Below are 26,059 nucleotides of genomic sequence, written 5' to 3'. Positions count from 1 at the left end.
TCTTGTTGAAACCCACCTCGTCCGACTAGGTTGCATTTTCAAACCTAGGAGGGTCATGACCGAAACCGCGCCGAAGCCCGGCCTCGTGCTGCTGGTCGTGTCGACCGCGGCGTTCCTCGCGAGCCTCGACACGTTCATCGTCACGATCGCGTTCCCCGGCATCCGGGCCGCCTTCCCCGGCGACGACCTCGCCACGCTGTCGTGGGTCCTCACCGGCTACACGGTCCTGTTCGCCGCCTTCCTCGCCCCGGCCGGGCGGCTGGCCGACCGGTACGGCCGCAAGCGCCTGTTCCTCCTCGGCGTCGCCGTGTTCACCCTCGCTTCGGCCGCCTGTGCCGTCGCGCCGTCGATCCCCGTTCTCGTCGCCTTCCGCGCGGTGCAGGCGATCGGCGCCGCGCTCGTCATGCCGACGTCGCTCGCCCTGCTGCTGACGGCGTTCCCCGCGCACCGGCGGCCGATGGCGGTCGGCGTCTGGGCTTCCGTGGGCGCGGCGGCGGCCGCGCTCGGGCCGCCCGTCGGCGGTCTGCTCGTCGAGGCGTCCTGGCGCTGGGTGTTCCTGGTGAACCTGCCGATCTGCGCGCTGACGCTGCTGGCCGGGCCCCGGGTGCTGCGCGAGTCGCGGGACACCACCACCGGCGTCCCGGACCTGCTCGGCGCGGCCGGCCTCCTGGTCGGCGTCGGGGCGCTGGCCTACGCGCTGGTCGAAGCACCCGACCACGGCTGGACCTCGGGGCCGGTGCTGCTCGCGTTCGCGGTCGCCGCCGTCGCGCTGGCCTGGGTGCCGCTGCGCTCGGCGCGCCACGCCGTACCGGTGCTGGACCTGCCGGCGCTGCGCGTCCCCACGCTGTGGCTGGCGTGCCTCACGACCGGGGTGTTCGCGGCCGGGTTCGCCGCGATGCTGTTCGGCAACGTGCTGTTCCTGACGTCGATCTGGCACGACTCGATCCTGGTGGCCGGCCTGTCCCTGGCCCCGGGCCCGCTGATGGTGGTGCCGGTGTCGATCCTCGGCGGCCGGTTCGTGCACCGCTTCGGCCCGGGCCCGGTGGTCGCCCTCGGCGGCGTCTCGTTCGGGGCGGGCGTGCTGCTCTGGTTGCTGCGCATGGGTTCGACGCCCGACTACGCGGCGTCGATGCTGCCGGGTCAGCTCCTGACGGGCATCGGCGTCGGGCTGATCCTGCCCAGCCTGTCGGGCGTGGTGGGCACGGTCCTGCCACCGCCCCGGTGGGGCGCGGGGTCGTCGATGGTCAACACGATGCGGCAGATCGGAACGGTCCTGGGAACGGCGGTCCTGGTGGCGATCTTCGCGGGAACGCCGGACCTGACGGACTTCCGCCACGGCTGGCTCCTGGTCCTGGGTACGGCGGTGGCGACATCGGCGGGCGGACTGCTGATCGCCGCGCGCCGCCGCACGGATCACCACGTGGAGACCCTCGCGACGGTAGCGGTGGCGGCTCCGGAGCCGACTACCGGACATGGACGACGAACTCGAGCGTGAGGCGCGCTCCGAACAGCCCCGGCCACGCGAGCGCCGGACGGCTTCCGTCATGCGGATTCTCGTCGGCGGGCTCTTCATCGTCGCGGCCCCGGCCGCGCTGGTGGCCTTTCTCGTGCAGAGCGAGCCGATCGCCCTCGCCCAGCACCATGACGTCAGCGAGTTGCTGGTGTTCGGCGCTTACGGGATCGTGATGACGTTGACCTTTATCGCGCTGACCCACCGGCTGGACCCCGGGAAGAGGATCCGGGACACCGCCCTCGCCGTGGTGATCGGCTTGTCCTCGATCGCCTACCTCGTGGTGTTCCTCTCGAAATTGCCTGCCTGTTCTCCGGGAGTACGAACGCGATCTCGCTGGACCCGCCGCAACGCGGCTTGCAGACGCGTGATGTCCAGCTGAGGTTCTTGAGAGAGGCGGCGAAGATCATTCCGGTGGTCAACGCGCAGGACACGTTCGAGTGGAAGGACCCGATCCCGGACCCCGGCGCCGCACTCGACTGGTTGCTCCTGCTGTTCAAGGTCATCCTCGTCGGCGGCATCCTGGGCGCGCTGAACCGCATCGTCAAATTGTGGAGACGCGCCGGTCACGAGCCCCAAGCCCGGTCCAGCACAGCGAGTCCGTCGTCGATCCTCTCCACCGGGATCGAGCCGTAGCCCAGCACCAGCCCCGGCGCCGGAGACCCGCCGCACAGGTCGGAAAGCGTCTGGACCGCCACTCCCGCGGCCGCCGCCCGCGCGGCGATCGGCTCCAGGTCGACGTCGGCGAGGGCGCACAGGTGCAACCCGGCCGCCGACGGAACCACCCGGAGACGTCCCGCGAACTGCCGGTCCACAGTGGACACCAGACGCTCGTGGCGCTCCGCGTACACCTTCGTCGCGCGGCGGATGTGGCGGGCCAGCAGCCCTTCGTCGACGAACCGGGCCAGCGCCGCCTGGGCCGGGACGTCGCCGTGCCAGTCCGACAGCTGGCGCGCGTGCCGCAACGCGTTCTGCAGCGACGGCGGGGCGATGAGGAAACCCAGGCGCAGCATGGGAAGAAGCGTCTTCGAGAACGACCCGACATACGCCACGCGCCCGCCGCGGTCCAGGCTCTGCAACGGCTCCAGGGGCCGGTCGGAGAACCGGAACTCGCTGTCGTAGTCGTCCTCGACGACGACCGCGTCCGCGCGCGCGGCCCACGCCAGCAGCGCCGTGCGGCGGGCCAGGGACATCGGCGTCCCGAGCGGGAACTGGTGTGACGGCGTGACGTACACCAGCTTCGTCCGCGACGGCAGCGCGGCCACATCGAGACCTTCGCCGTCCACGGGCACGCCGACGACTTCGGCGCCGTGGGACGCGAACAGCAGCTTCGCCTGCCGGTAGCCGGGTTCTTCGACGGCCACCCGGTCACCCGGCGAAATCAGCACCCGGCAGAGCAGGTCGAGGGCCTGCTGCGCCCCTTGCGTGACGAGCACGTCGTCCGCGTCGGCGCGCACCGAGCGGGACACGCCGACGTGCCGGGCGATCGCCGCGCGCAGGCCGGCGTGCCCGGCCGGATCCGCGTAGTGCGAGACGCTGTCACGGAGTTCGCGGGCGAGGAAGCGCCGCCAGGTTTCGAGCGGGAACAGCGCCGCGTCGGGGATGCCGACGCGGAAGTCGTACGCCGGCGCCTCCGCCACCGCGGCGACCGGGGCCGGCAACGACCGCCAGATCACCTTCGGCCGTGGCCCGTGCGCCGCAGGAGCCTTACGCGGCTTCGGCTCCGGCAGGGAACCGCTGACGTACGTCCCGGCACCGACCCGGCCGGTGAGGAACCCGTCGGCGGCCAGCCGGTCGTAGGCGACCGCGACCGTGTTGCGCGAGACCGCCAGGCGCCGCGCCAGCTCACGGGTCGGCGGCAGCCGCTCCCCCGCCCGCAGCCTGCCGTCCAGCACGGCGTCGCGCAGCTGCCGGTAGATCCGGACCGACAGGTCGCCACGCCCGGCCAGGCTGACGTGGAAATCCATCCGGCGAGCCTACATTGGCCCAATCCGTTTCGAGAGAATTGGATCTGGGATCGGGCCAAGTAGCGATCTACCGTTACCCCATGACCGTGACCTTGGACCGCCCCGCTCCCGCCCGCCCCGGCCGGCTGCTGGCTGCCGCCCAGCTGGCCGGGTCGCTCGGCGACGGCGCGTTCCTGACCTGCTCGGTGCTGTTCTTCACGCGGATCGTCGGGCTGACGCCGGCGCAGGTCGGGCTGGGCCTCACGCTCGGCTGGGCGGTCGGCTCGGTCGCGGGCGTGCCGCTCGGCCACCTCGCCGACCGGCACGGCGCACGCGGCTCCGCGGTGCTGCTCGCGCTGGCGACGAGCGCGTCCATCCTGACGTTCCTGCTGGTCCGCACGCCGCTGCTGTTCGTCCTCGCCGCGTGCCTCTACGGCAGCTGCCAGACCGGCCTGGCCGCCGTCCGCCAGGCGCTGCTGGCCGCGCTCGCCGACCCGGAGCGGCGGACGCGCATCCGGGCCCAGCTGCAGTCGGCGGGCAACGCGGGGCTCGCCGTCGGCGCCGGCCTGGGCGGCCTCGCGCTCTCGGCCGACACCGCGCCGGCGTACCTGACGGTCTTCGTCCTCGACGCCGCGACCTTCGTGGTCACCGCCGGGCTCATGCTCGCGCTGCCCGCCGTGACCCCGTCGGCCCCGCGCGCCGGGGAGCCGAAGCTGGCGGTGCTGCGCGACCGGCCCTACGCGCTGGTGACGCTGCTCAACGCGATCCTGCTGCTGCGGATGCCGCTGCTGAGCGTCGCGATCCCGCTGTGGATCGTCGAGCGGACCGCCGCGCCGGGCTGGACGGTGTCCGCGCTGTTCGTGCTCAACACGGTCGTCGTGGTGCTGCTCCAGGTCCGGGTCGCGGGCCGCCTGGCGAGCATCGGCTCGGCGGCGCGGATGGTGCGCCGGTCCGGGGTGCTGCTCCTCGCGTCCTGCGTGGCGTTCGCGCTGTCGGCGTCCGGGACTTCGCCGTGGATCGCGTTCGCGGTGCTGGTGGTGGGCGCGGTGGTGCAGGTGTTCGGCGAGATGCTGCAGTCGGCCGGCAGCTGGGAAATCGGCTTCGCGCTGGCGCCGGCCGACCGGCAGGGGCAGTACCAGGGGTTCTTCGGCACGGGGGTGTCGGTGGCGCGCGCGATCGGGCCGGTGCTGCTCAGCACCGTCGTGATCGGCTGGGGCCTGCCGGGGTGGCTGCTGCTGGGCGCGGTCTTCCTGGCGGCGGGCTGGGCGATGGGCCCGGCGGTGCGCTGGGCCCAGGCCACGCGCTGACCCGCCCGGCTACGACTTCAGCTGCCGCGCGTTCAGCCCGTACTGCGCCATCTTCCGGTAGAGCGTCGCCCGGCCCATCCCGAGCTTCTCCGCCGCGTGCACCACCGTCGCCCCCGGCTCGGACAGGCACCGGACGATCTCGTCCCGTTCCATCGCCTGCAACCGGCTCAACCGATGGCCCACTCCGCTGAACACCTCGGCGGGCAGATGCGCCGTGTCGATCACGTCGGACCGCGAAGCCGCTTCGCGCACGACCCGCCGTAGCTGCTTCGCGTTCTCCGGCCAGTCGAAGGCGGTCAACGCCCGTGACGCCGCCGAAGTGAACGTGACGTCCCGGCCGCGGTCCCGCCGGGCGAAGTGGTGGGCCAGCGGGAGGACGTCGTCCGGCCGGAACCGCAGCCCCGGCAGCTCGACGACCAGGTCGACCAGCGGCCGCAGCGCCGCCGGCACCGAGCCGGCGTCCACCGAGGTGAGCACGAACGGTGCCGGTCCGCCGCCCCGGACCTCGGCGAACCGCCGCGCCAGCTCCTCCGCCGCCCACGCGGGCAGCGCCTCCACGCCCGACACGATCACGCACGTGCCGTCCTTGGCCAGCTCGGGCGTCCACAGCGTCAGCCACGTGTCGACGTCGTCGGGGGCCGGCGGGCGCGCGTTGAGGAGGCGCTCGCGGGGCCGCAGCTCCCGCCGCGCCAGTGCCGCCAGCGCCGTCTTGCCCGCGCCCGGCTCGCCGACGACCGCGACGACACGACCAGCTCCGAACGCCGTGTGCGCCTCGGCGACCGCGGTGGTCCAGGCGGGCGAAAGCCGCGGCACGTCACCCGGGTCGACGCGGTCGGCGTAGACCCGGAAGACCTCGCCCCGCGGGGTCGGCCGGGCGATGCGCCCGGACGCGCGCGCCAGCATCAGCGCCGCGGTGTTCCCGGCGGCGGCCTGCGCCAGCGCCAGCAGCAGCCCCGACGACTGCTCCGACCAGGTCGTGAGGTTGACGCTGCCGGCGAGCGCGCCGGTCAGCGGGTCGAGCACCGGGACCGCCGCGCAGGTGTATCCCCGCAGGTCGGTGCAGTAGTGCTCGCTCGCCCGGACCAGCGACGGCGCCCGGTCGGCGAGCGCCAGGCCGAGCCCGTTGGTGCCCGCGTTGCTCTCCGCGAAGTAGAACCCCGGCGCCAGGTGCACGCGGTCGAGCGAGCGGTTGATGGACGCGTCCGTGCACAGCCGGCTCAGCACCAGGCCTTCGCTGTCGGTGATCATCAGGCTGATCGGCTCGTTGGCCAGCGTCGTCTGCAGGCCGCGCAGCACCTCGGTGCCGCATTCGTAGAGCAGTGACCCGGTGTCGACCGCGCCCGAGAAGACCGGCACGACCTCGTCCTCGGGCACGCCGTACCGCTCGCTGCGCTGCCACGACGCCCGCAGCCGGGGCGCGATGGCGGCCGCCCCGCGCGCGTCGAACGAGCGCGTGACCTGCACCTGCGGGTTCTCCACCTCGGCCTCCCGGGGACGCGGCTCTGCGTCGGACTCCTCCACCGTACGTCCACCGATCGGACGCCGGGAGTGCGCGCTGTCTCATATCGAGACACGCGAAGGGTCCCTGACCAGCGCCGACGTCCCTACCGTCCCAGCAACACACGACGACGTGGAGGACCCGGATGTACAGCAAGGACGGCGAGACGTACTTCATCGTGGATGCCCACGTGGCGCTCTGGGACGCACGGCCGGAGAACCAGCGCAACATCCACGGCAAGCAGTTCATCGACTGCTTCTACGACTACCACCGCAACCTCAGCCCCGAGTCCGAGGTCTGGCCGTACGAGGACTACCTCTACCAGGGCGGCGAGCGGCTGATGAAGGACCTGTTCGACGACGGGTACGTCGACCACGCGATCTTCCAGCCCGCCCACCTCGGCGCGTTCTACAACAACGGCTTCGGGCAGACCGAGGAAGCCTTCGCCCTCCAGCAGAAGCACCCCGACAAGCTCACGTACAACCACAATTTCGACCCGCGGCTCGAACAGGCCGGGCTGGACCAGCTCAAGCGCGACGCCGAGCGCTTCGGCCTCAAGGGCGTCAAGCTCTACACCGCCGAGTGGCAGGGCGACTCGCGCGGGTACAAGCTCGACGACAAGTGGACGTACAAGTACTTCGAGGCCTGCCAGGAGCTGGGCATCAAGAACATCCACGTCCACAAGGGACCGACGATCCGCCCGCTGGACCGCGACGCCTTCGACGTCGCCGACGTCGACCACGTGGCCACCGACTTCACCGACCTCAACTTCGTCGTCGAGCACTGCGGACTGCCGCGGCTGGAGGACTTCTGCTGGATCGCGACGCAGGAGCCGAACGTCCACGCGGGCCTCGCCGTCGCGATGCCGTTCATCCACACCCGGCCGAAGTACTTCGCGCAGATCATCGGCGAGCTGCTGTACTGGCTCGACGAAGACCGCATCCAGTTCTCCAGCGACTACGCGATCTGGACGCCGAAGTGGCTGATCGAGCGGTTCGTCGACTTCCAGATCCCGGAAGACCTGCCGGAGTACGCACCGCTGACGGTCGACCAGAAGAAGAAGATCCTCGGCCTCAACGCGGCGGCGATGTACGACATCCCGGTGCCGGCGGAGCTGCAGCTCGCGCCGATCGAGACCCAGGCCGTGTCGGTGGCGTGACGTGGACGCCTACACCGCGCTGGACGCGGTTCTCGACCCGGAGCTCGACGAGCCCATCACCGACCTCGGCTTCGTCAAGTCGCTCGACGTCGACGGCGGGCGGGTGACCGTCCACTTGCGACTGCCGACGTCGTTCTGCGCGCCGAACTTCGCCTACCTCATGGCGTCGGACGCCAAGGACGTGCTGACCGCGCTGCCGTGGACGTCGGAGGTCGTGGTGGAGCTCGACGACCACCACGACTCCGATCTCATCAACCGCGGGCTCGCCGCGGACGCCGGCTACCGCGGGACGTTCGGCCACGAGGCCGAGGAAGACCTCGAGGAGCTGCGGCTGACGTTCCGGCGCAAGGCGCACCAGGCGGCGATGGAACGCGCGCTGACGGTGCTGCTGCGCGCGGACGAGCACGTCGACCTGCACGACGTCACCCTCGCGGACCTGCCGGACGTTCCCGCCGCCGCGGCACTGCTGCGGCGGCGGGAAGCGCTCGGGCTTCCGTCCGGTCCTTCCTCCCCGGTGCTCGTCGATCACGACGGAACCCCGTTCCCCCGCGAGGAAATCCCGCTGCGGCTGCGGTTCGCCCGGTCGGTCCGCATCTCGATCGAAGGCAACTCGCACTTCTGCCGCGGGCTGCTCCGCACCCGTTACCCCGAGTCCACTGTGGAGGTTTCAGCATGAAGGCGGTCCAGGTCGTCGGGTACGACGAGCCGTTGCGGATGACCGACGTCCCGGAGCCGGCGGTCACCGGCCCGTTCGACGTCATCGTGAAGATCGGCGGCGCGGGCGTGTGCCGCACCGACCTGCACATCCTGGAAGGGCAGTGGAAGGAGAAGTCCGGCGTCACGCTGCCCTACACGATCGGGCACGAGAACGCGGGCTGGGTACACGCGGTCGGCAGTGCGGTCACGAACGTCGCCGAGAGCGACAAGGTGATCGTCCACCCGCTGATCACGTGCGGGCTGTGCCGGGCGTGCCGCTTCGGCGACGACGTCCACTGCACGCAGTCGCAGTTCCCCGGCATCGACACCGCGGGCGGCTACGCCGAGTACCTCAAGACGTCCGCGCGCAGTGTCGTGAAGATCGACGACTCGCTGGAGCCGGCGGACGTCGCGGCGCTGGCGGACGCCGGGCTGACGGCGTACCACGCGGCGGCGAAGGCGGCGCGGCGCCTGCGTCCGGGCGACAAGTGCGTCGTCATCGGCGCGGGCGGGCTCGGGCACATCGGCATCCAGGTGCTCAAGGCGATCTCGGCGGCCGAGCTGATCGTCGTGGACCGCAACCCGGAGGCGGTGAAGCTGGCGGTGTCGATCGGCGCGGACCACGGCGTGGTCGGCGACGGCTCCCAGGTCTCGCGGGTGCTCGACCTGACCGGCGGGAACGGCGCCGAGACGGTGATCGACTTCGTCGGCGAGGGCGGCGCGACGCGCGACGGGATCGCGATGCTGCGGCGGGCGGGCGACTACCACGTCGTCGGCTACGGCGAGAACATCGACGTCCCGACGATCGACGTCATCTCGACGGAGATCAACCTGATCGGCAACCTGGTGGGGTCGTACAACGACCTGTGCGAGCTGATGGTGCTGGCCGCACAGGGCCGCGTGAAGCTCCACACGGCCCGCTACTCGCTGGACGACTTCCAGGAGGCCCTGGACGACCTCGACGCCGGACGCATCCGCGGCCGAGCGATCCTGGTCCCCTGACCGGAAGGCGTGTTCGGAGGGGCATCACCCGTGATCAGCCGGGCATCACGTGTGATTGAGCGGGCATCAGCCGTGTCTGGGCGGGCATCACCGTGATGCCTCCCCAATCACGCGTGATGCCCCTCCGGACACGCGTGATGCCCCTCCGATCACGGGCTTGGCTGGGGTGGTGGGGCCTGGTGCAGGGACAGGTCCGGGCCGGCGGCGGAGTCCGGGGCCCAGGCGCCGGACTCCGCCGTCCAGGTCTGGCCGGCGAAGCTCACCTTGTCGACGCCCAGCGCCTCCGCGCGGCCGACCAGCCAGCTCGCGTACGTCCACCCCTGCGCCGCCGGGTGGGCTCCGCTCAGCTTGGCCGTGCCCAGCTCTTCGGTGGCGGCGGCCGCCAGGTCGCCGGGCGGCGCCAACGTCAGGTTGCGGCAGGTCAGCGTGGCCGGGAACTGGCCGGTGAACGCCGCCGCCATCGCGCGGGACTGCGGCTCCCACTGCGCGTACGCGTCCGGGACGCCCGAGCGCTGGATCTCCTGGGCCGCCTCGGTGACCGGCAGCGTCTCCCAGCCGGGCAGCTTCTCGAGCTTCTCGTAGAACGCCGTCGCGGCGTAGACCGGGTCGCGCAGCTGCGTGACCGTGCCCCAGCCCTGGCTGGGCCGTTGCTGGAACAGCCCGACCGAGTCGCGGTCACCGCCCTCGAGGTTCTGCAGCTTGGACTCCTGCAACGCCGTGGCCAGCGCGACCGTGACCGCGTGCGGCGGCAGTCCCAGCTTGGTCCCGACGGCCGCGATCCGGGCGGCGTTGTCCATCTGCTCCGGCGTGAACGTGTACCCGTTCTGCCCGGCCACGGCCACCGTGCAGCCCGGCGTCCGCACCGGGCTGCGCGTCAGCACCACCGCCACGACGACCCCCGCGGTCAGTACCACGACCGCCCCCAGGAAGAGGGCCACCTTCAGGCCACACCCGCGCACTCTGCCTCGCCTTCACCCGTTCGCCTCAGTCTGCCAAAGGCAGGACGCGGGGCGCCGGGCGGAGGTTCAATGGGCGGCGCCGAGGAAGATCGGGTTGGACATCGCCACCATCGCGTTCGGCTGGGTGGTGTTCGGGCCTCCGGACGGGCGACGGACCTCGACGCGCACCCACCGCGAATAACGCGGGTACGTCGTCCACGTCACCGTGGCCGCTCCCGAGTCGCCGATCGTCTCCGTGTGCTCCGGCCCCAGCTGGTCGAGGAACGTCACCGTCGTCCCCGGGACGCCGCCGACCGCCGCGCGCACCGTCACCGGCGTCCCGGTGCCCGCCGGGAGCCGCTCGCCGATCCCCGCCGTGCGGCCGCCGCCGGACACCGTGAAGTCCAGCTGGACCGCCGACGACTCCGCCAGCCACGACCGTCCGGCCTTCAGGCCCTCCAGGAGTTCCTTGCGGCGCAACCGGTCCGCGAGCACCACGGTGTGCGGCAGCGCGACGCGCTGGTCCGGGTTGTGCGCGTCGGAGTCGCCGATGGCCGGGATGAACCGGCCGCCGCGCAGCAGGCCGTCCCAGTGGATGACGCTCGCCTCGTCGTCCTGGGTCCACGGCCCGTTCCACACCTCGACGAGGTCGGCGATCTCGTACGCGAACTCGTAGGTGCAGCCGAAGCAGTTCGCGAACGGGTGCGCCGCGGTGACCAGGCCGCCTGCGCGGTGCACCTGGTCGGTGAAGCGGCGGAAGTCCTGCGGATCGGCGGCCCGGTAGCGCCAGTCGATCCACGTGCCGGCGGGCAGGCCGATCGCGGGCCAGTGCCCGGACCGCGTCGTCACCTCTTCGCCGTTGAGGATCAGCAGGTCGTCGGTGGCGTACTGGCCCCAGACGAGCTGCGAGCTGGACGTGTTGTGGTCCGTGGAGACGATGAAGTCGAGGCCGGCGGCACGCGCGTCGGCGACCAGCTGGTCCGGGGTGCGGCGGCCGTCGGAGTGGACGGTGTGCAGGTGGCCGTCGCCGCGGTACCAGGCGCGGCCGCGCTCGCGGGCCGGCGCGGACTCCGGCGCGGGCTTCGGCACGAACGGCGCCGCGTCCGGCCCGAAGGTGAGCGTGATGTCCACTTTGTAGTTCAGGCCCTGCGGCGCGACGGTGTACGGCCCGAGGATGACGTGCCACCGGCCCGGCTCGATCGGGCCGGCGAGGTAGCCGGGCGTCGCCTCGGACGCGCTGATCGAGAACCGGTCGCGGAAGCCGCCGGACCAGCCGCGGAAGCCGCGCGCGTTGCCCAGCTCGTGGCCTTCCGGGCCGAACATGCCGATGTCGCAGGCGTTCCCGCGGGTCCCGGCGGGCACCTGGGGCTTGTCGTAGGAGTAGACGACGTCGATCTGGCGCACCCCGCGCGGGACGTCGACGGGCAGGTAGTACCAGTCCGGCACGTCCGGTTTCAGGGTGCCGGTGACCGTCCGGGTCTGGCTGCCGGTGCCGCCCGGCTGGTCGGCGAACGCGACGCCGGGCAGCATCCCCAAGGCCGCCCCAGCCGCCCCGGCCGCCGCCACGCCGCTCGCGCGCAGCAGCGCGCGCCGGCTCAAGTCCCCAGAACTCATGCGTACCTCCGCATCGAAAGACGCTCCGACGCTAGGGGAGCAACGCGAACGCCGACAAGAACCGGCGGTGAACTTTCGGCGCGCAGCGGCAGACTCCGGTCAGGCAGTGTCCGGTCAAGCTTTGGCGCGCCGGGCGAGAATCCCGGCGAGGGCTACGACGGTGACGGCGGCGGCCAGCCCGAGCCGCGTGACGTCGACGGCGGGCACCCAGGTCACGGCGCCACCCCGGACGACGAACGCCCCGGCCGGCCGGGCGACCACGCCGAACCCGGCACCTTCCCGCACCGGCAGCGCGTCCGTGTCACCCGCGCCGCCGCCCCCACCGCCGAAGACGGTCGCGGCCGGGATCACGACGGTCCCGTCACGCTCGACCGGATCGCCGTAGACGAGCTTCGCCGTGAACAGGTCCCGCGCGGTCGACGCCAGCTGCCCGAGTTTCATCCGGCCATCATGGCGCAGGGCAAGCCGGCCGGTTCTTCATACCGCTCACCGGCACATTCATCCGACGTCTACTCATGATTTCCGCACGTCGACGCACCAGAGCGCCACTCAGCCGCGTTGACATCTGATGTATGAGCTGCCAGCGTCACGAGTCATGCGGATCGGAAGACTGGTCACGGCCCTGGGTGCGGCCCTCCTGGCCGCCGTCACGCTCACGGCACCGGCGGACGCGACTCCCGGACGTACCTTGGTCGTGGCCCCGGACGGCCACGGCACGGCGTGCGCGTGGCATCGGCCGTGCGCTCTGGAAAGCGCTTCCCGGCTGCTGGCGCGCGAACGCGGCGACGTCACGGTCCTCCTCCGCGGCGGCACCTACCGCCTGACGAAGACGCTCGAAGTGCCGCGGACCGACGCGAAGATCGCCTTCCGGGCCGCTCCCGGTGAAACGCCCGTGCTGACCGGCGCCCGCCGCGTCACCGGGTTCACGAAGACCGACGCGGCCCGCGACATCTACACCGCCGCGGTCCCCGCGGACACCGACACCCGGCAGCTGTTCGTCGACGGCGCCCGCGCCGAACGCGCCCGCACCGCGCTCTCCCCCGCGACGTTCACGGTCACCGCGACCGGGTTCAGCACCCCCGACCCGTCCTTCGCCGCGTTGACGAACCAGACGGGCGTCGAGGTCGTCCAGGAGAACAAGTGGAAGCAGATGCGCTGCCCGCTGGCTTCGATCAGCCGTGACGGCACCGGATCCGCGCTCACCGTGCAGCCGGAGTGCTGGCGGAACAACAACACCGCGGTCGTCAACCGGCAGTTCCCCTTCAACGGCAACGGGCTCCCCAAGCTCGACGGCGTCAGCTGGGTCGAGAACGCCTACGAGCTGCTCACCAGGCCCGGCCAGTGGTACCTCGACAAGAGCGCCGGGAGCCTGTCCTACATCCCGTTGCCGGGCCAGGACATGGCGAAGGCCGACGTCGAGCTGCCGCTGCTCGAGACCCTCGTGAGAGCGTCGGGCACGCCCGGCCACCTCGCGCCGGTCGACGACGACACCGCGACCTACCGCGGCGCCTGGACGACGTCCGCGAACCGCCAGGTCGGCGACTACCAGGACGGCGTCCACGTCACGTCCACCCCGGGAGCCTCAGTCAGCTACTCCTTCACCGGCACCGGGCTGGACGTCCTGGCCGAGACGAACACCGGCCAGGGCGCGTTCACCGCGACCGTCGACGGACGGCCCGACGGAAAGCCGCACACCGAAGCCGGCGACGTCCGGCTCGCGCAGCAGGTCGTCTACTCGGTCCGGGACCTGCCGAAGGGCCGGCACACCGTGACCCTGATCAGCGCGGGTGACCGGCCGTTCCTCGTCGACGCCTTCGTCGTCACGCCGGACGCGGTCCGCCCGGTGCGGGACCTGAGCTTCGACGGCCTCACCTTCACCGGGACGACGTGGACCCTGCCGTCGCGCGACGGCTACGTCGACAACCAGGCCGGCGTGCAGTGGGCGGCCGCCGCTCCGCACGCGCCGATCCGGCCACCCGCCGCACTGGAGATCCACCGCGGACGCGGGATCTCCGTCACCGGCAGCACGTTCCGCGGGCTCGGCGGCGTCGGACTGGCCCTCGCCGACGGCACCCAGGACGCCCGCGTCACCCGCAACCACTTCACCGACACCAGCGCCGGCGCGATCGCGTCCGGCGAGGTCGACGACTACTACCTCACCGACCCGGCACGGATGACGCTGGACACGACGATCGCCGACAACACGATCACGACGCCGGGCCAGGACTACCACGACGCCGTCGGGATCTGGGCCGGCCACGGCAGGCGGACCACGATCGAGCACAACGCGATCGCCGGAACGCCGTATTCGGGCATCTCGCTCGGCTGGGGCTGGGGCTGGGCGTCCCCGTGCGAACTGCAGGCCAAGCAGGGGTTGACGGCCTGCCGCCGCGGCACGATCTACTCCCGCGACAACCGGATCCTCGGCAACGACATCCACGACGTGATGCGCACGCTGCTCGACGGCGGCCCGATCTACACCCTCGGCGGGCAGGACGGCACCACCGAATCGGTCACCGCGGGCAACTGGGTGCACACCGCCCCGCACAACAACAACATGCTCTACCACGACGAGGGAAGCTCGTACTGGAACACCTACGGCAACGTCGTGAGCAACGAGACCGGCCGCTGGACCGGCATGTGGACGCCGACCATCCACGACATCCGGATCCACGGCAACTTCACCGACAACACGGTCGTCAAGAACCTCGGCACGAACGTCGTCCTCAGCGACAACACCGTCGTGACCGGCGGAAACTGGCCGGACGCCGCGAAATCCGTGATGGCTGCGGCGGGTCCGCGCTGACTTTTCCGCCGGACGGGGTGTGAACCCGGTGTATCCGGGGCATTAACGGGTGACACCTGTGCTGCACAGGGAGTGCTTTCCGAGGGGAGACCGCGATGACCTTCGACTTCGTCAGCCGCTGGCTGGGCAGGCATCGTGACCGACCCGGGGTCAGCGTCGACCTGGCCTGCGGCGGCCGGGTGACCCTCCGCGAAATCGACGGGCGGCCGGTGCTGGCCATCACGACGGCCCCGGGCCCGGACGGCCGCTGCAGCGTCGCCGCCGTGCCGCTGTCGGAAGCGGAGCAGCGGGAGCTGAGCCAGGTGCTGGAGTCGGACGTCCTCCTGGCCTCCTGACCCACCGGCCCCGAGCCGCGTCCGGGCGAACAGGGGTCCCGTACTTCCGCATCACCGGATGTTCCCCTACTTGTTCCCGCCGTAAGCTGCGCACCGTGCTTTGTGGCAGTCCTCGCGAGAAATCCGGCCCCGGCGGTGTGGCGCGGGTCGCTTTTTGTGGGGTTCCCACAACGCAGCCGCCTTGGCATGCGCCATGGCGGACATTGGTCTACCCGGCGGTAATCCAGCAGGGTAGAGACAGGTGCAGGCGACGCCCCGGAACAGGTGCGTCGCCTTCTGTGCGTGGGTACTTGGGAGGCTCAGCCGGTGTTCAATCGTGTCGCCATCGTCAACCGCGGAGAGGCCGCGATGCGGCTCATCCACGCCGTCCGGGATCTGTCGGCGGAAACCGGGACGCGGATCGAGACGGTCGCCCTCTACACCGACGCGGACCGCACGGCCACCTTCGTCCGTGAGGCCGACCTGGCCTACGACCTCGGTCCGGCGTCGGCCCGCCCGTACCTCGACCTGGCCAAGCTCGAAAAGGCCCTGGTCGAGACGAAGGCGGACGCCGCGTGGGTCGGCTGGGGCTTCGTCGCCGAAGACCCGGCCTTCGCCGAGCTGTGCGAGAAGATCGGCATCACCTTCGTCGGCCCGAGCGCGGACGCGATGCGCAAGCTCGGCGACAAGATCGGCGCGAAGCTGATCGCCGAAGAGGTCGGCGTGCCGGTCGCGCCGTGGAGCCGCGGCGAGGTCGCCACCCTCGAAGACGCGCTGAAGGCCGGCGACCGGATCGGCTACCCGCTGATGCTCAAGGCGACCGCGGGCGGCGGCGGGCGCGGCATCCGCATGGTCGCCTCCGGCGAGGACCTCGCCGACGCCTACGAGCGCACCAGCCAGGAAGCCCTGCGCGCGTTCGGTTCCGGCGTCGTGTTCCTCGAGCGCCTGGTCACCGGCGCCCGCCACGTCGAGGTCCAGGTGATCTCCGACGGCGCGACGGCGTGGGCGCTCGGCGTCCGCGACTGCTCGGTGCAGCGGCGCAACCAGAAGATCATCGAGGAGTCCGCGTCGCCGGTCCTCGACCCGGCGCAGACCGCCGAGCTGAAGACGTCGGCCGAACGGCTCGCGGTCGCCGTCGGCTACCGCGGCGCGTGCACCGTCGAGTTCCTCTACCACCCCGGCGAGAAGCTGTTCGCCTTCCTCGAGGTCAACACCCGCCTGCAGGTCGAGCACCCGATCACCGAGATCACCACCGGCACCGACCTGGTCAAGCTGCAGCTGCACGTCGCCGGCGGCGGCAAGCTCGAAGGCGACCAGCCCGCCGAGCTGGGCCACGCCGTCGAAGCCCGGCTCAACGCCGAGGACCCCGACCGCGACTTCGCCCCCTCCCCCGGCCGCATCGCGCGGCTGGCGCTGCCCGCCGGCCCGGGCATCCGCGTCGACACCGGCGTCAGCGAGGGCGACACCATCCCCGCCGACTTCGACTCGATGATCGCCAAGATCATCGCCTACGGCCGCGACCGCGACGAGGCGCTCGGCCGCCTCCGCCGCGCGATGGCCGAAACCACCGTGATCATCGAGGGCGGCGCGACCAACAAGAGCTTCGTGCTCGACCTGCTCGACCAGCCCGAGGTCATCGACGCGAGCGCCGACACCGGCTGGATCGACCGCGTCCGCGCCGAAGGCCGCCTGGTCACCCACCGGCACTCCGCCGTCGCGCTCGCCGCGGCCGCCATCGAGGCCTACGAGGACGAGGAAGAGGTCTCCGTCCGGCGGCTGCTGTCCACCGCGCACGGTGGCCGCCCGCAGGTCCAGCACGAGACCGGCCGCCCGCTCGACCTCAAGCTCCGCGGCGTCGGCTACCGCGTCAGCGTCGCGCGCATCGGCCAGAAGCGCTTCCGCGTCGGCGTTTCGGCCGGGACGTCGGAGGTGCACCACGCCGACGTCGAGATCGACCGCTTCGACGCCCACAGCGGCCGGATCCGGGTCAACGGGCAGGGGTTCCGCTTCGTGGCGGCCACGCACGGCCCGATCCACCTCGTCGAGGTCGACGGCATCACCCACCGCGTCAGCCGGGACGAAGGCGGTGTCGTCCGCTCCCCCGCGCCCGCGCTGGTGGTCGCGACGCCGCTGTCGGTCGGCGACGAGGTCGAGGCGAACGCGCCGATCCTCGTGCTGGAGAGCATGAAGATGGAGACGGTGCTGCGCGCGCCGTTCCGCGCCCGCGTCCGTGAATGCCCGGTGTCGGTCGGCAGCCAGGTCGAGACCGGTGCGCCGCTGATGCGCCTGGAGCCGGTGGCCGACGGCGCCGGCGACGAGGTCGCCGAGGAGACCGAGACCGTCGAGATCGAGCTGCCGGCGGAGGCGGCGGACGTCTCCGCGGCCGACCGCGTCGAGCGCGGTCTCCAGGACCTGCGCAGCCTGCTGCTCGGCTTCGACGTCGACCCGTCGGAGCGCAAGCGCGTCCTGTCGGCCTACGTCGCCGCGCGCGCCGAGCTGGACGGCCGTCCGGTCGAAGGCGAGCTGGAGCTGCTCACCGTCTTCGCCGACCTGTCCGAGCTGAGCCGCAACACCCCGGGCGGCGAGGACACCGTGCCGAACGGCGCGGTGCACAGCCCGCGCGAGTTCTTCCACAGCTACCTGCAGAGCCTCGACGTCGAGCGCGCGGGCGTCAGCGAAGGCTTCCAGGCCAAGCTGGCCAAGGTGCTCGGCCACTACGGTGTCACCGACCTGGAGCGCACCCCCGAGCTGGAGTCCGCGGTCTTCCGGATCTTCCTGGCGCAGCAACGGACTTCGGCCGACGTCGCCGTCGTCTCCGAGGTGCTGCGGCTGTGGCTGGCCGGGGCGCAGCCGGCGGAGTCGCTGAGCGACCGCGCCGGGCTGGCCCTGGAGCACCTGGTCGAAGCCACGCAGGTGCGCTTCCCCGCGGTGTCCGACCTGGCCCGCGGTGTGGTGTTCCGCTGGTTCGCCCAGCCGCTGCTGCGCCGCCACCGCGCCGAGGTGTACGCCGCCGTCCGCACCGAGCTGCGCTACCTCGACCAGCACCCGGACGCCGCCGACCGCGCCGAGCGGATCCAGGCCATGATCACCGGCTCGCAGCCGCTCGTCCGGCTGATCGGGCAGCGGATCGGGCGGCCGGGCCGCGACCACGCGCCGCTGCTGGAAGTGCTGACGCGCCGCTACTACGGCAACCGCAGGCTGACCGGCGTCACCGTGCGGGACGCGGGCGGCTCCCGGTGGCTGACCGCCGAGCTGAACACCCCGGACGGCGCGCTGCCGCTGGTCACCACGGCCGTCGACTTCACCGCCCTGCCCGACGCGCTGCGCGCGCTCGGCGAGGTGGCCACCGACGGCGTGGTCGCCGACCTGTACCTGCGCTGGGAGGACCAGCCGGACGTCGACGCGACGGCCGAGCGGCTCGGCGCGCTGCTGGCCGAGCACGGGGTGCCGGCGAGCGTGCGCCGGATCGTGGTCACCGTGGCCGGCACCGGCGGCGCGGTGATGCACCACCACTTCACCTTCCGGCGCGACGACAGTGGCTCGACTGCCTTCACCGAGGACCGGCTGATCCGCGGCCTGCACCCGCAGATCGCGCAGCGGCTGCAGCTGGAGCGGCTGCGCGAGTTCGACCTCACCCGGCTGCCGTCGGCGGACGAGGAGATCTACCTCTTCAAGGCCGTGGCGAAGAGCAACCCGGCCGACGAGCGGCTGATCGCGATGGGCCAGGTCCGCGACCTGACGCCGCTGCGCGAAGCCGACGGCCGGCTGGTCGCCCTGCCCGCGCTCGAGGACGCGGTCACCGCCTGCCTCGACGCGATCCGCAACATCCAGGCGCAGCGGCCGCAGAACAAGCGGTTCGACACCAACCGGATCATGATGTACGTCTGGCCGCAGACGGAGCTGACCACCGACGAGCTGAACACGCTCGTCCAGCGCATCCTGCCGACCTCCGTCGGCGCCGGGCTGGAAGAGGTGCAGTTCCTGGCCCGCCGGCGCACCGACGCGGGCAAGCTGGCCGAGCTCGCCGTCCGGATCACCTTCGACCCCGGGCACGGCGCACGGCTGCACGTCGGGCCGCCGTCGACCGAGCCGGTGCAGCCGCACGACGACTACCGGCTGAAGGTGCTGCGCGCCGCGCGCCGCGGCACGGTCTACCCGTACGAGCTGACCGGCCTGCTCGCCGGGGCGGACGGCACGTTCGTCGAGCACGACCTCGAGGCGGGCGCGCTGGTCCCGGTCGACCGGCCCAAGGGCAAGAACTCCGCGGCGATCATCGCGGGCGTCGTCACGACCCCGACCGAGCGGCACCCCGAGGGCGTCACCCGTGTCGTGCTGCTCGGCGACCCGACGAAGTCGCTCGGCGCGTTGTCGGAGCCGGAGTGCTCCCGCGTCATCGCGGCGCTCGACCTCGCCGAGCGGATGCAGGTGCCGCTGGAGTGGTTCGCGCTGTCGTCGGGTGCACGGATCTCGATGTCCTCGGGCACCGAGAACATGGACTGGGTCGCCGCGGCGCTCAAGCGGATCGTCACGTTCACCCAGGACGGCGGCGAGATCAACATCGTGGTCAACGGCATCAACGTCGGCGCCCAGCCGTACTGGAACGCCGAAGCCACGATGCTCATGCACACCAAGGGCGTCCTCATCATGACGCCGGACTCGGCGATGGTGCTGACCGGCAAGCAGGCGCTGGACTTCTCCGGCGGCGTGTCGGCGGAGGACAACTTCGGCATCGGCGGCTACGACCGCGTCATGGGCCCGAACGGCCAGGCGCAGTACTGGGCGCCGAACCTGCCGGCCGCCCGCGCGGTGCTGATGTCGCACTACGACCACACCTACGTCGTCCCGGGCGAGGCCGGGCCGCGGAAGGTGGGCACGAACGACCCGGTCGACCGCGACGTTTCGCCGTTCCCGCACGCGATCACCGAAAGCGACTTCCGGACGGTCGGGGAGATCTTCTCGGCCGAGCACAACCCGGACCGCAAGAAGCCGTTCGACATCCGGACGGTGATGCGCGCGCTGTCGGACCAGGACCACCCGGTGCTGGAACGCTGGGCGGGCATGGCCGACGCCGACACGGCGGCGGTGCAGGACGTGCACATCGGCGGCCGCCCGGTCTGCCTGGTCGGCATCGAGTCGCGTTCGGTGCCCCGCCGCGGCTTCCCTCCCACCGACGGGCCGGACACCTACACCGCGGGCACGCTGTTCCCGCGGTCGTCGAAGAAGACGGCGCGGGCGATCAACGCGGCGTCCGGCAACCGGCCGCTGGTCGTGCTGGCGAACCTCTCCGGGTTCGACGGCTCGCCGGAGTCACTGCGGAAGCTCCAGCTGGAGTACGGCGCGGAGATCGGCCGGGCGATCGTCAACTTCGAGGGCCCGATCGTGTTCACCGTGATCTCGCGCTACCACGGCGGCGCGTTCGTGGTGTTCTCCAAGGCGCTCAACCCGAACATGACGGTGCTGGCGCTGGAGGGCTCGTTCGCCTCGGTGCTGGGCGGCGCCCCGGCCGCGGCGGTGGTGTTCGCCGGCGAGGTGGCCAAGCGCACGGCGAACGACCCGCGGGTGACCGAGCTCCAGACGCAGGTCGCGGGGGCCGACGCGCCGTCCCGCGCGGCGTTGAGCGCCAAGCTCGCGGAGGTCCAGTCGTCGGTCCGCGCGGAGAAGGTCAGCGAGATCGCGGCGGAGTTCGACAAGGTGCACAGCATCCAGCGTGCCGTCGAGGTCGGCTCGGTGGACGCGATCATCAGCACGGCCGAGCTGCGGCCGCGGATCATCGAGGCCATCGAGCACGGGCTGAAGAAGTAGCGTCCCGGGGCCGGTCACCGCGGTGACCGGCCCCGGTCCGTCACGGCACCAGGTAGCGCGTCAGCAGGCTCGCGCCGTCGCTCAGGACCGTGGCCAGCTCCAGCCGAAGCGGGTCGAACGCGCCGCCGACCGCGGCGCGGTCCGCCGTGCCCGCCACGAGGTAGGGCGCGACGGTCAGCCGGAACTCGTCGACCAGGCCCGCTTCGGCCAGTGACGCGAACAGCTTCGGACCGCCTTCGCAGTCGATCCGCCGCAGGCCGCGCTCGGTCAGCGCGGCCACGGCGACGTCGAGCGCCACCGCGTCCTCCCCCGCGACGATCACCTCGGCCCCCGCGGCCACCCAGGCAGCGCGCAGGTCCGCCGGCGCTCGCTCGCAGGTCAGGACGATCGTCGGCACCGCGGCCCGGGTGAGCACCGGCGAGTCCGGCGGCAGGCTGCGGCCGGTGGTGACGACCGCGATCGGCGGGATCGGCTCGAGCCCGTGCCGGCGGCGGCGGTCCGCGGTCTCCGCGTCCGGGTGGACGCCGTCGAACTCCTCGATCACCGCGGTCCCGGCGCCGAGCAGGACGACGTCGGCGAGGTCGCTGCCCAGCTTGAACACGACCCGGTCGGGGGCGGTCGACAGCGGGCGCGACCGGCCGGCGACGGTGATCGCGCCGTCCGTGCTCGACACGAAGTTGACGACCAGCCACTTCGCGACGTCGGGGAAGCGGTAGAGGGCTTCGAGGTCGCCGGTGTCGAGTTCGCGACCGGCTTCGGGCGGCCAGATCTGCCGGATCACAGCCACCGCACCGCGTTCTTCGGCGGGCGGGTACCGATGATGCTCGCGATCATCTCGACCGTGTGCCGTGTCTCGCGCACCTGGTGCGCGCGGAACATCGCGGCGCCCTGCGCGGCCGCGAGCGCGGTGGCCGCGAGCGTGCCGGTGACCCGGTCGTCCATGGCGACGTCGAGCGTCTCGCCCACCACTCCCTTGTTGGACAACGCCATCAGCACCGGCCACCCGGTCGCGACCAGCTTGTCGACGTTCCGCAGGATCTCCAGGGACTGGTAGGTGTTCTTCGAGAAGTCGATGCAGGGGTCGATCATGATCCCCTCGCGCGGGACGCCCTTCGCGACCGCCCGTTCGGCCAGCTCGGTGGTGTCCGCCACGACCGACGCGACGACGTCGTCGTACTGCGGCTTGATCGGGTCGGTGCGCGGGTCGAGGCCGTCGACGTGGGCGCAGATGTACCCGGCGCCGTGCTCGGCGGCGACGTCGAGGATCTCCGGCTCGTAGGCGGCCCAGTTGTCGTTGATCAGGTCCGCGCCGACCCGGCAGACGGCGTCGGCGACCTCGGCGCGGTAGGTGTCGACGCTGATCACGACGTCCGGGAACGCCGCCCGGATCCACTCCACGGTCGGGACGACGCGGCTGATCTCCTCCGCGACGGTGACCTCGGGGCCCGGGCTGGCGGGCACGCCGCCGATGTCGATCACCGCGGCGCCGTCCTCGATCGCCTTGCCGACGGCCGCCCGCGCCCGGTCTTCCTCGTACGTCACGCCGTTGTCGTAGAACGAGTCCGGCGTCCGGTTGACGATCGCCATGACCAGCGCGTGGTCGCTGGTGAGCCGTCGCCCCCGGAAGACGAGGTCGTGGATCGGCATGCGCACTCCGTTCAAGATCGGATCTGGCCCCTTCCGAGCATAGTGAGGACGGTCGTCCGGGGTCCGCCGCGACCGGTTTCGCGACTTTCGGGGGTATGGCGCGTTTGTCCCGGACCGACACACTGTGCGTGCCGGTCCGGTGACCGAGAGCCCCGGGCCGGAACTCCATCCGTGCGTACGTGAGGAGATCCCCCGATGGCGTCAAGGTCCCTGTCCCGGCTCGCACTGGCGGCGACCGGTGTCGTGCTGTCCGCGCTGCTCGGCGGCACCGCGGCCGCGCAGCCCGCCGACACCCCCGTGTTCTGGCGCGTCCCGGCGACCGCCGCCCAGGCCCACGCACTGGCCGCGGCCGGGTTCGACGTCGAAGAGGGTGACGCGGGCACGGTCAGCGTCGTCGGCGGGCAGGCCGTCGCGAACCGGTTGCGGGCCCTCGGTTACCGGCCGTCGTTCTTCGACACCGTCTACAAGGAACTCCCGGCGCAGGCGAACTCCCTGGCGGCCGACACCTTCTACGGCGGGTACCGCACCGTCACCGCGCACGAGAACCACCTGACCGCCGTCGCCGCCGCGCACCCCGACCTCGCCACGAAGTACACGATCGGGCAGTCGTGGAAGAAGGCCCAGGGCCAGGGCGGTCACGACGTCCAGGCCATCTGCCTCACCAAGAAGCAGACCGGCGACTGCACGCTCTCGACGACGTCGAAGAAGCCGAAGTTCTTCCTGATGGCCCAGATCCACGCCCGCGAGCTGTCGACCGGCGAGCTGGCCTGGCGCTGGATCGACTACCTCGCCGACGGCTACGCCACCGACGCCACCGCGAAGTCCATTCTGGACACGACCGAGGTGTGGGTGGTGCCGATCTCCAACCCGGACGGCGTCGACATCGTCGCTTCGGGCGGCAACTCGCCGAAGCTGCAGCGCAAGAACGCGAACAACACCCGCGGCGGCTGCTCCGGCACGAACATCGGCGTCGACCTCAACCGCAACTCGACGTTCAAGTGGGGCGGCGACTCCAACTCGGCGTGCTCCGAGACCTACCAGGGCGTGAGCGCCGGCTCCGAGCCGGAGACGCAGGCCCTGGAGAAGCTGGCCCGCGCGATCTTCCCGGACCAGCGCGGCACCGGGAACAACGACCCCGCGCCGTCGACCGCCAAGGGCACGATGATCACGCTGCACAGCTACGGCAACGACATCATCATCCCGTGGGGCTTCACCCAGGCCACGTCGCCGAACGACGCGCAGTACCGCAGGCTCGGCGCGAAGTACTCGGCGTCGAACGGCTACCTCGTCGGCACCAACGAGGAGACCGTCGGTTACGACACGAGCGGCACCACCGACGACTTCACCTACGGCGAACTGGGTGTCGCCAGCGTGACGTTCGAGGTCGGCGGCTCGAGCGGCACCTGCGGCGGCTTCCTCCCCCGCTACACCTGCGTCGACAGCACGTTCTGGCCGAAGAACAAGGGCGCGCTGGTGACGGCCGCGAAGGCCGCGGCGGCGCCGTACCAGCAGTGAGTCACGGCCGGCAGGCGTAGATGCAGTTCTGCGGACGCGGGGAACCGAGCACGTCGACGTGCCGGAACCCCGCGTCCGCGAGCATGTCCCGCGCGGTCTCGGTGCCCCACATCGCCCCGAGCGCGGCGCCGCCCTCGGCCAGCGACGTCGTCGTGCAGTACATCAGGCTGATCGAGTAGCACAGCGCGGCCAGCGGGTTGCCGACGTTCTTCGCGACGTCGCTGGAGAAGTTGGTGTCTACCATGAAGAACAGGCCGTCATCGTGCAGCGCACCGCGGATCCGGCGCAGCACGACGTCCGGCCGGTCCTGGTCGTGGATGGCGTCGAAGGCGGTGATGACGTCGTAGTCGCCGGCCAGCTCGGCGGCATCCCTGACGGCGAACTCGACGTTCGGCAGGTCTTTCGAGGTCTCGCGCGCCTGCTCGACGACGCTCGCGTTGATGTCCACGCCGGTGAACCGCGAGGCGGGGAACGCGCGAGCGGCGACGGCGATGGCGTTCCCGGTGCCGCAGCCCAGATCGAGCACGCGCGCCCCGGCGGTGAGCCGCTCTTTCAGGCCGGGGACCGCGCCGAAGAAGCCGTCGACGAGGTGTTCGCGGTAGACGTGCTTCCAGCTGTCACCGGTCTTCGCGCCGAGGGTTTCGAGATGGGGCCCGTAGGCCGACCGCGGGACGCCGCCGCCTTCGGCGAAGCTGCGTTCGAGGTCGGGCAGGATGCCGGTGAAGGCGCTGAGCGTCAGCAGCGACGGCATGAGGTTGGCGGCGGTCTCGCCGAGCAGCAACTTCGCGTGCTCGGACGGGAAGGTGTACCGGCCGGCCTCAAGGGTGAAGATGCCCCCGGTCACCATCGCGCCGAGCCATTCACGGACGTACCGCTCGTGAAGGCCGGCACGTTCGGCGAGTTCATCGCTGGTGGCGGGCCCGCGCACGGCCGCTTCGAAGAGCCCGGTGCGATGGCCGACCCCGATCAGCATGGTGAGCGCGCTGCCGGTCATGGTCGCGGTCAGGTGCGCCGCGAAGTCCTTTTCCTCCATGCGGCCCGAGCTTACCCGCCGGGCGGACCGTCCACTGTGGACGATCCGACCGGCGGGGCAGGTCAGTCCTCGTCCTCCAGGCCGGCGTCGGCGAGCACCGCGTACACCCGGCGGCGCGCGTCGGCGAGGATCTTCTTCACCTCGGCCACCTGCGCTTCCGTTCCGCTGTACCCCACCTGCGCGGCCGCGCCGGACAGCTCCCCCAGCGCGTGCCACAGCGCGGCGAACCGGTCCGCTCCCGGCTCCTCCTCGGGCTCTTCCCACAGGGCGGCGAACTCGGCTTCCCGCCCGGCGACGTGCTCCCGCCCGGCGTCGGTCAGCTCGGCGACCCGGCGGCCACCGGTCTCGGCCGTGTGGACCAGGCCTTCGTCCTCCAGCTGCTGCAGGATCGGGTAGACCGAGCCCGGGCTGGGCCGCCACCGGTCGTGGGTGCGGCGGCGGATCTCCTGCATCAGCTGGTAGCCGTGCATCGGCTCCTCGGCGAGCAGCGCCAGCACGGCCGGCCGCACCGGACGGCTCGGCCCGCGCCCACCGCCGCGGAACTCCCGCACCCGCTGGAACGGCCCGGCCCCGCCACCCCAGCCACCGGGCCCGCCGAAGGACCCCGGGCCACCGGGAAAACCCGGAAGGCCCGGGAAGCCGGGGCCGCCCGGCGCCCCCGGCGGCTGCGGCGGGTGAGGTGGGTGCGGCGGGAAGCCGCCCGGAGGACCGCCGCGCGCCAGCTCGGGGCCGCCGTCCCAGTCCTCGTGCCCCGGCTCGCCGCGGTCGTGATCCGGGTGACCGAAGGGACCGCCGGGCCCCGGGCGCCCGAACCCGCCGCTGTCGTGGTGCCCCGGCACACCGTGGCCATGGTCCAGGTGCTCCGGCACACCGTGGCCGTGGTCCGGGTGACCGAAGGGACCCCCGGGCCCCGGGCGCCCGAACCCACCGTGGCCGTGGTCCGGACGCCCGAACCCGCCGTGAACGTGGTGACCAGGCTCGTGACCACCGAACACACCGCCGCCCCCGAAACCGCCGAACATCCGTCCCGCTCCCGCGCTCATCTCCATGACCGTCTCCTCCACTCGCCGTATCGCCGACACTACGACGATATATCGCCGTCCGATCGACGGCAACCCACCCGACGCGAGGACAGACCCTCAAGCCCCGGACTTGACCGCCAGCGTCAGCAGCTCCGCCGCCGGACCGGCCAGCCGCCGCCCCGCCGGCCACACCGCCCGCAGCACCCGGCCGAGCTCCACCCCGGCCACCGCGACCGGCACCAGCCGGCGG

Annotated in this window: 20 protein-coding genes and 1 pseudogene; 11 read left to right on the top strand and 10 right to left on the bottom strand. The window is 72.0% G+C overall.

Features of this window, described 5'->3' with window-relative positions:
* The first annotated feature begins 55 nt into the window (after nucleotides 1-55).
* From ABZ342_RS30095 to ABZ342_RS30085, 3 genes are read left to right on the top strand one after another with little or no spacing between them, the layout of a single operon-like run.
* Nucleotides 56-1,495 (top strand): MFS transporter, encoded by a 1,440-nt coding sequence (locus tag ABZ342_RS30095; RefSeq protein WP_360479925.1) that lies wholly within the window; start codon nucleotides 56-58, stop codon nucleotides 1,493-1,495.
* The gene (locus ABZ342_RS30090; protein WP_360479922.1) at nucleotides 1,473-1,892 is read left to right on the top strand and encodes a hypothetical protein; all 420 of its coding nucleotides are present in this window, start codon (nucleotides 1,473-1,475) and stop codon (nucleotides 1,890-1,892) included. Before ABZ342_RS30095 ends, ABZ342_RS30090 begins: the two co-directional genes overlap by 23 nt.
* Nucleotides 1,893-1,897: 5 nt before the next feature.
* Nucleotides 1,898-2,146: a hypothetical protein gene (locus tag ABZ342_RS30085; protein ID WP_360479919.1), complete on the top strand. Its 249-nt coding sequence runs from the start codon at nucleotides 1,898-1,900 to the stop codon at nucleotides 2,144-2,146.
* Here the strand turns inward: ABZ342_RS30085 and ABZ342_RS30080 are convergent.
* Nucleotides 2,077-3,477, bottom strand: a complete 1,401-nt coding sequence (locus ABZ342_RS30080; RefSeq protein ID WP_360479916.1) for a PLP-dependent aminotransferase family protein — start codon at nucleotides 3,475-3,477, stop codon at nucleotides 2,077-2,079. The two genes, ABZ342_RS30085 and ABZ342_RS30080, sit on opposite strands and share 70 nt — an antisense overlap.
* Before the next feature lie 80 nt (nucleotides 3,478-3,557).
* Here ABZ342_RS30080 and ABZ342_RS30075 point away from each other — a divergent pair, with 80 nt between their 5' ends.
* Nucleotides 3,558-4,763, top strand: coding sequence for an MFS transporter (locus ABZ342_RS30075; protein WP_360479913.1), 1,206 nt, complete (start codon nucleotides 3,558-3,560; stop codon nucleotides 4,761-4,763).
* 9 nt (nucleotides 4,764-4,772) lie between these two features.
* Here ABZ342_RS30075 and ABZ342_RS30070 read toward each other — a convergent pair whose 3' ends face one another.
* The gene (locus ABZ342_RS30070) at nucleotides 4,773-6,284 is read right to left on the bottom strand and encodes a helix-turn-helix domain-containing protein (RefSeq protein ID WP_360479910.1); all 1,512 of its coding nucleotides are present in this window, start codon (nucleotides 6,282-6,284) and stop codon (nucleotides 4,773-4,775) included.
* Nucleotides 6,285-6,406: 122 nt separating this feature from the next.
* Here ABZ342_RS30070 and ABZ342_RS30065 point away from each other — a divergent pair, with 122 nt between their 5' ends.
* The 3 genes from ABZ342_RS30065 to ABZ342_RS30055 are packed head-to-tail and all read left to right on the top strand — an operon-like array spanning nucleotide 6,407 to nucleotide 9,118.
* Entirely contained in the window at nucleotides 6,407-7,420 is a 1,014-nt protein-coding gene (locus tag ABZ342_RS30065) for an amidohydrolase family protein (protein ID WP_360479907.1), read from the top strand.
* A gap of 1 nt (nucleotide 7,421) precedes the next feature.
* On the top strand, nucleotides 7,422-8,096 hold the full coding sequence (locus tag ABZ342_RS30060; protein ID WP_360479904.1) for an iron-sulfur cluster assembly protein: 675 nt from the start codon (nucleotides 7,422-7,424) through the stop codon (nucleotides 8,094-8,096).
* Nucleotides 8,093-9,118: an NAD(P)-dependent alcohol dehydrogenase gene (locus tag ABZ342_RS30055; protein WP_360479901.1), complete on the top strand. Its 1,026-nt coding sequence runs from the start codon at nucleotides 8,093-8,095 to the stop codon at nucleotides 9,116-9,118. The genes ABZ342_RS30060 and ABZ342_RS30055 overlap by 4 nt, the downstream gene beginning before the upstream one ends.
* 149 nt (nucleotides 9,119-9,267) lie before the next feature.
* Here ABZ342_RS30055 and ABZ342_RS30050 read toward each other — a convergent pair whose 3' ends face one another.
* The 3 genes from ABZ342_RS30050 to ABZ342_RS30040 all read right to left on the bottom strand — a co-directional run bounded on the left by ABZ342_RS30050 (nucleotide 9,268) and on the right by ABZ342_RS30040 (nucleotide 12,111).
* Nucleotides 9,268-10,056 carry a hypothetical protein gene (locus tag ABZ342_RS30050; RefSeq protein WP_360479898.1) on the bottom strand — a complete coding sequence of 263 codons (789 nt, stop codon included), beginning with the start codon at nucleotides 10,054-10,056 and terminating at the stop codon, nucleotides 9,268-9,270.
* An 87-nt stretch (nucleotides 10,057-10,143) separates the two neighbouring features.
* Entirely contained in the window at nucleotides 10,144-11,670 is a 1,527-nt protein-coding gene (locus ABZ342_RS30045) for a CehA/McbA family metallohydrolase (protein WP_360479895.1), read from the bottom strand.
* A gap of 114 nt (nucleotides 11,671-11,784) precedes the next feature.
* The gene (locus tag ABZ342_RS30040) at nucleotides 11,785-12,111 is read right to left on the bottom strand and encodes a hypothetical protein (protein ID WP_155543514.1); all 327 of its coding nucleotides are present in this window, start codon (nucleotides 12,109-12,111) and stop codon (nucleotides 11,785-11,787) included.
* A 154-nt stretch (nucleotides 12,112-12,265) separates the two neighbouring features.
* Here ABZ342_RS30040 and ABZ342_RS30035 point away from each other — a divergent pair, with 154 nt between their 5' ends.
* The 3 genes from ABZ342_RS30035 (at nucleotide 12,266) to ABZ342_RS30025 (ending at nucleotide 20,592) form a co-directional block, all read left to right on the top strand.
* Entirely contained in the window at nucleotides 12,266-14,476 is a 2,211-nt protein-coding gene (locus ABZ342_RS30035; RefSeq protein WP_360479892.1) for a hypothetical protein, read from the top strand.
* 95 nt (nucleotides 14,477-14,571) lie between these two features.
* Entirely contained in the window at nucleotides 14,572-14,811 is a 240-nt protein-coding gene (locus ABZ342_RS30030) for a hypothetical protein (protein WP_360479890.1), read from the top strand.
* 306 nt (nucleotides 14,812-15,117) lie between these two features.
* Nucleotides 15,118-20,592 (top strand): biotin carboxylase N-terminal domain-containing protein, encoded by a 5,475-nt coding sequence (locus ABZ342_RS30025; protein WP_360479887.1) that lies wholly within the window; start codon nucleotides 15,118-15,120, stop codon nucleotides 20,590-20,592.
* A 40-nt stretch (nucleotides 20,593-20,632) separates the two neighbouring features.
* Here ABZ342_RS30025 and ABZ342_RS30020 read toward each other — a convergent pair whose 3' ends face one another.
* Nucleotides 20,633-21,373: a dihydrofolate reductase family protein gene (locus ABZ342_RS30020; protein WP_360480084.1), complete on the bottom strand. Its 741-nt coding sequence runs from the start codon at nucleotides 21,371-21,373 to the stop codon at nucleotides 20,633-20,635.
* A complete protein-coding gene (gene folP / locus ABZ342_RS30015) occupies nucleotides 21,370-22,239 on the bottom strand; it encodes a dihydropteroate synthase (RefSeq protein WP_360479884.1) in 870 nt (289 codons plus the stop codon). The genes ABZ342_RS30020 and folP overlap by 4 nt, the downstream gene beginning before the upstream one ends.
* A 195-nt stretch (nucleotides 22,240-22,434) precedes the next feature.
* On the opposite strand from folP, the gene ABZ342_RS30010 reads away from it, so the two are divergent.
* Nucleotides 22,435-23,754, top strand: a complete 1,320-nt coding sequence (locus ABZ342_RS30010) for a M14 family zinc carboxypeptidase (protein ID WP_360479881.1) — start codon at nucleotides 22,435-22,437, stop codon at nucleotides 23,752-23,754.
* 1 nt (nucleotide 23,755) lies between these two features.
* Here the strand turns inward: ABZ342_RS30010 and ABZ342_RS30005 are convergent, their stop codons facing one another.
* From ABZ342_RS30005 to ABZ342_RS29995, 3 genes and pseudogenes are all read right to left on the bottom strand, one after another.
* Complete coding sequence (locus ABZ342_RS30005; protein WP_360479878.1) at nucleotides 23,756-24,787, bottom strand: class I SAM-dependent methyltransferase; 1,032 nt, start codon at nucleotides 24,785-24,787, stop codon at nucleotides 23,756-23,758.
* Nucleotides 24,788-24,849: 62 nt separating this feature from the next.
* A complete protein-coding gene (locus ABZ342_RS30000) occupies nucleotides 24,850-25,656 on the bottom strand; it encodes a PadR family transcriptional regulator (protein ID WP_360479875.1) in 807 nt (268 codons plus the stop codon).
* Nucleotides 25,657-25,926: 270 nt separating this feature from the next.
* A pseudogene (locus tag ABZ342_RS29995) lies at nucleotides 25,927-26,059 on the bottom strand (LysR family transcriptional regulator); the annotation flags it as partial.

Source organism: Amycolatopsis sp. NPDC005961 (assembly GCF_040629235.1).
GTDB lineage: Bacteria > Actinomycetota > Actinomycetes > Mycobacteriales > Pseudonocardiaceae > Amycolatopsis > Amycolatopsis camponoti.
The sequence above is the reverse complement of the archived record's forward strand: the minus strand, read 5'-3'. Positions and strand labels throughout refer to the sequence as shown.

What these genes read in the sequence shown, in the direction of transcription:
- ABZ342_RS30095 (WP_360479925.1), top strand. Translation starts at nt 56, where the DNA reads ATGACCGAAACCGCGCCGAAGCCCGGCCTCGTGCTGCTGGTCGTGTCG.
- ABZ342_RS30090 (WP_360479922.1), top strand. Translation starts at nt 1,473, where the DNA reads ATGGACGACGAACTCGAGCGTGAGGCGCGCTCCGAACAGCCCCGGCCA.
- ABZ342_RS30080 (WP_360479916.1), bottom strand. Translation starts at nt 3,477, where the DNA reads ATGGATTTCCACGTCAGCCTGGCCGGGCGTGGCGACCTGTCGGTCCGG.
- ABZ342_RS30075 (WP_360479913.1), top strand. Translation starts at nt 3,558, where the DNA reads ATGACCGTGACCTTGGACCGCCCCGCTCCCGCCCGCCCCGGCCGGCTG.
- ABZ342_RS30065 (WP_360479907.1), top strand. Translation starts at nt 6,407, where the DNA reads ATGTACAGCAAGGACGGCGAGACGTACTTCATCGTGGATGCCCACGTG.
- ABZ342_RS30055 (WP_360479901.1), top strand. Translation starts at nt 8,093, where the DNA reads ATGAAGGCGGTCCAGGTCGTCGGGTACGACGAGCCGTTGCGGATGACC.
- ABZ342_RS30045 (WP_360479895.1), bottom strand. Translation starts at nt 11,670, where the DNA reads ATGAGTTCTGGGGACTTGAGCCGGCGCGCGCTGCTGCGCGCGAGCGGC.
- ABZ342_RS30040 (WP_155543514.1), bottom strand. Translation starts at nt 12,111, where the DNA reads ATGAAACTCGGGCAGCTGGCGTCGACCGCGCGGGACCTGTTCACGGCG.
- ABZ342_RS30035 (WP_360479892.1), top strand. Translation starts at nt 12,266, where the DNA reads ATGCGGATCGGAAGACTGGTCACGGCCCTGGGTGCGGCCCTCCTGGCC.
- ABZ342_RS30030 (WP_360479890.1), top strand. Translation starts at nt 14,572, where the DNA reads ATGACCTTCGACTTCGTCAGCCGCTGGCTGGGCAGGCATCGTGACCGA.
- folP (WP_360479884.1), bottom strand. Translation starts at nt 22,239, where the DNA reads ATGCCGATCCACGACCTCGTCTTCCGGGGGCGACGGCTCACCAGCGAC.
- ABZ342_RS30010 (WP_360479881.1), top strand. Translation starts at nt 22,435, where the DNA reads ATGGCGTCAAGGTCCCTGTCCCGGCTCGCACTGGCGGCGACCGGTGTC.
- ABZ342_RS30005 (WP_360479878.1), bottom strand. Translation starts at nt 24,787, where the DNA reads ATGGAGGAAAAGGACTTCGCGGCGCACCTGACCGCGACCATGACCGGC.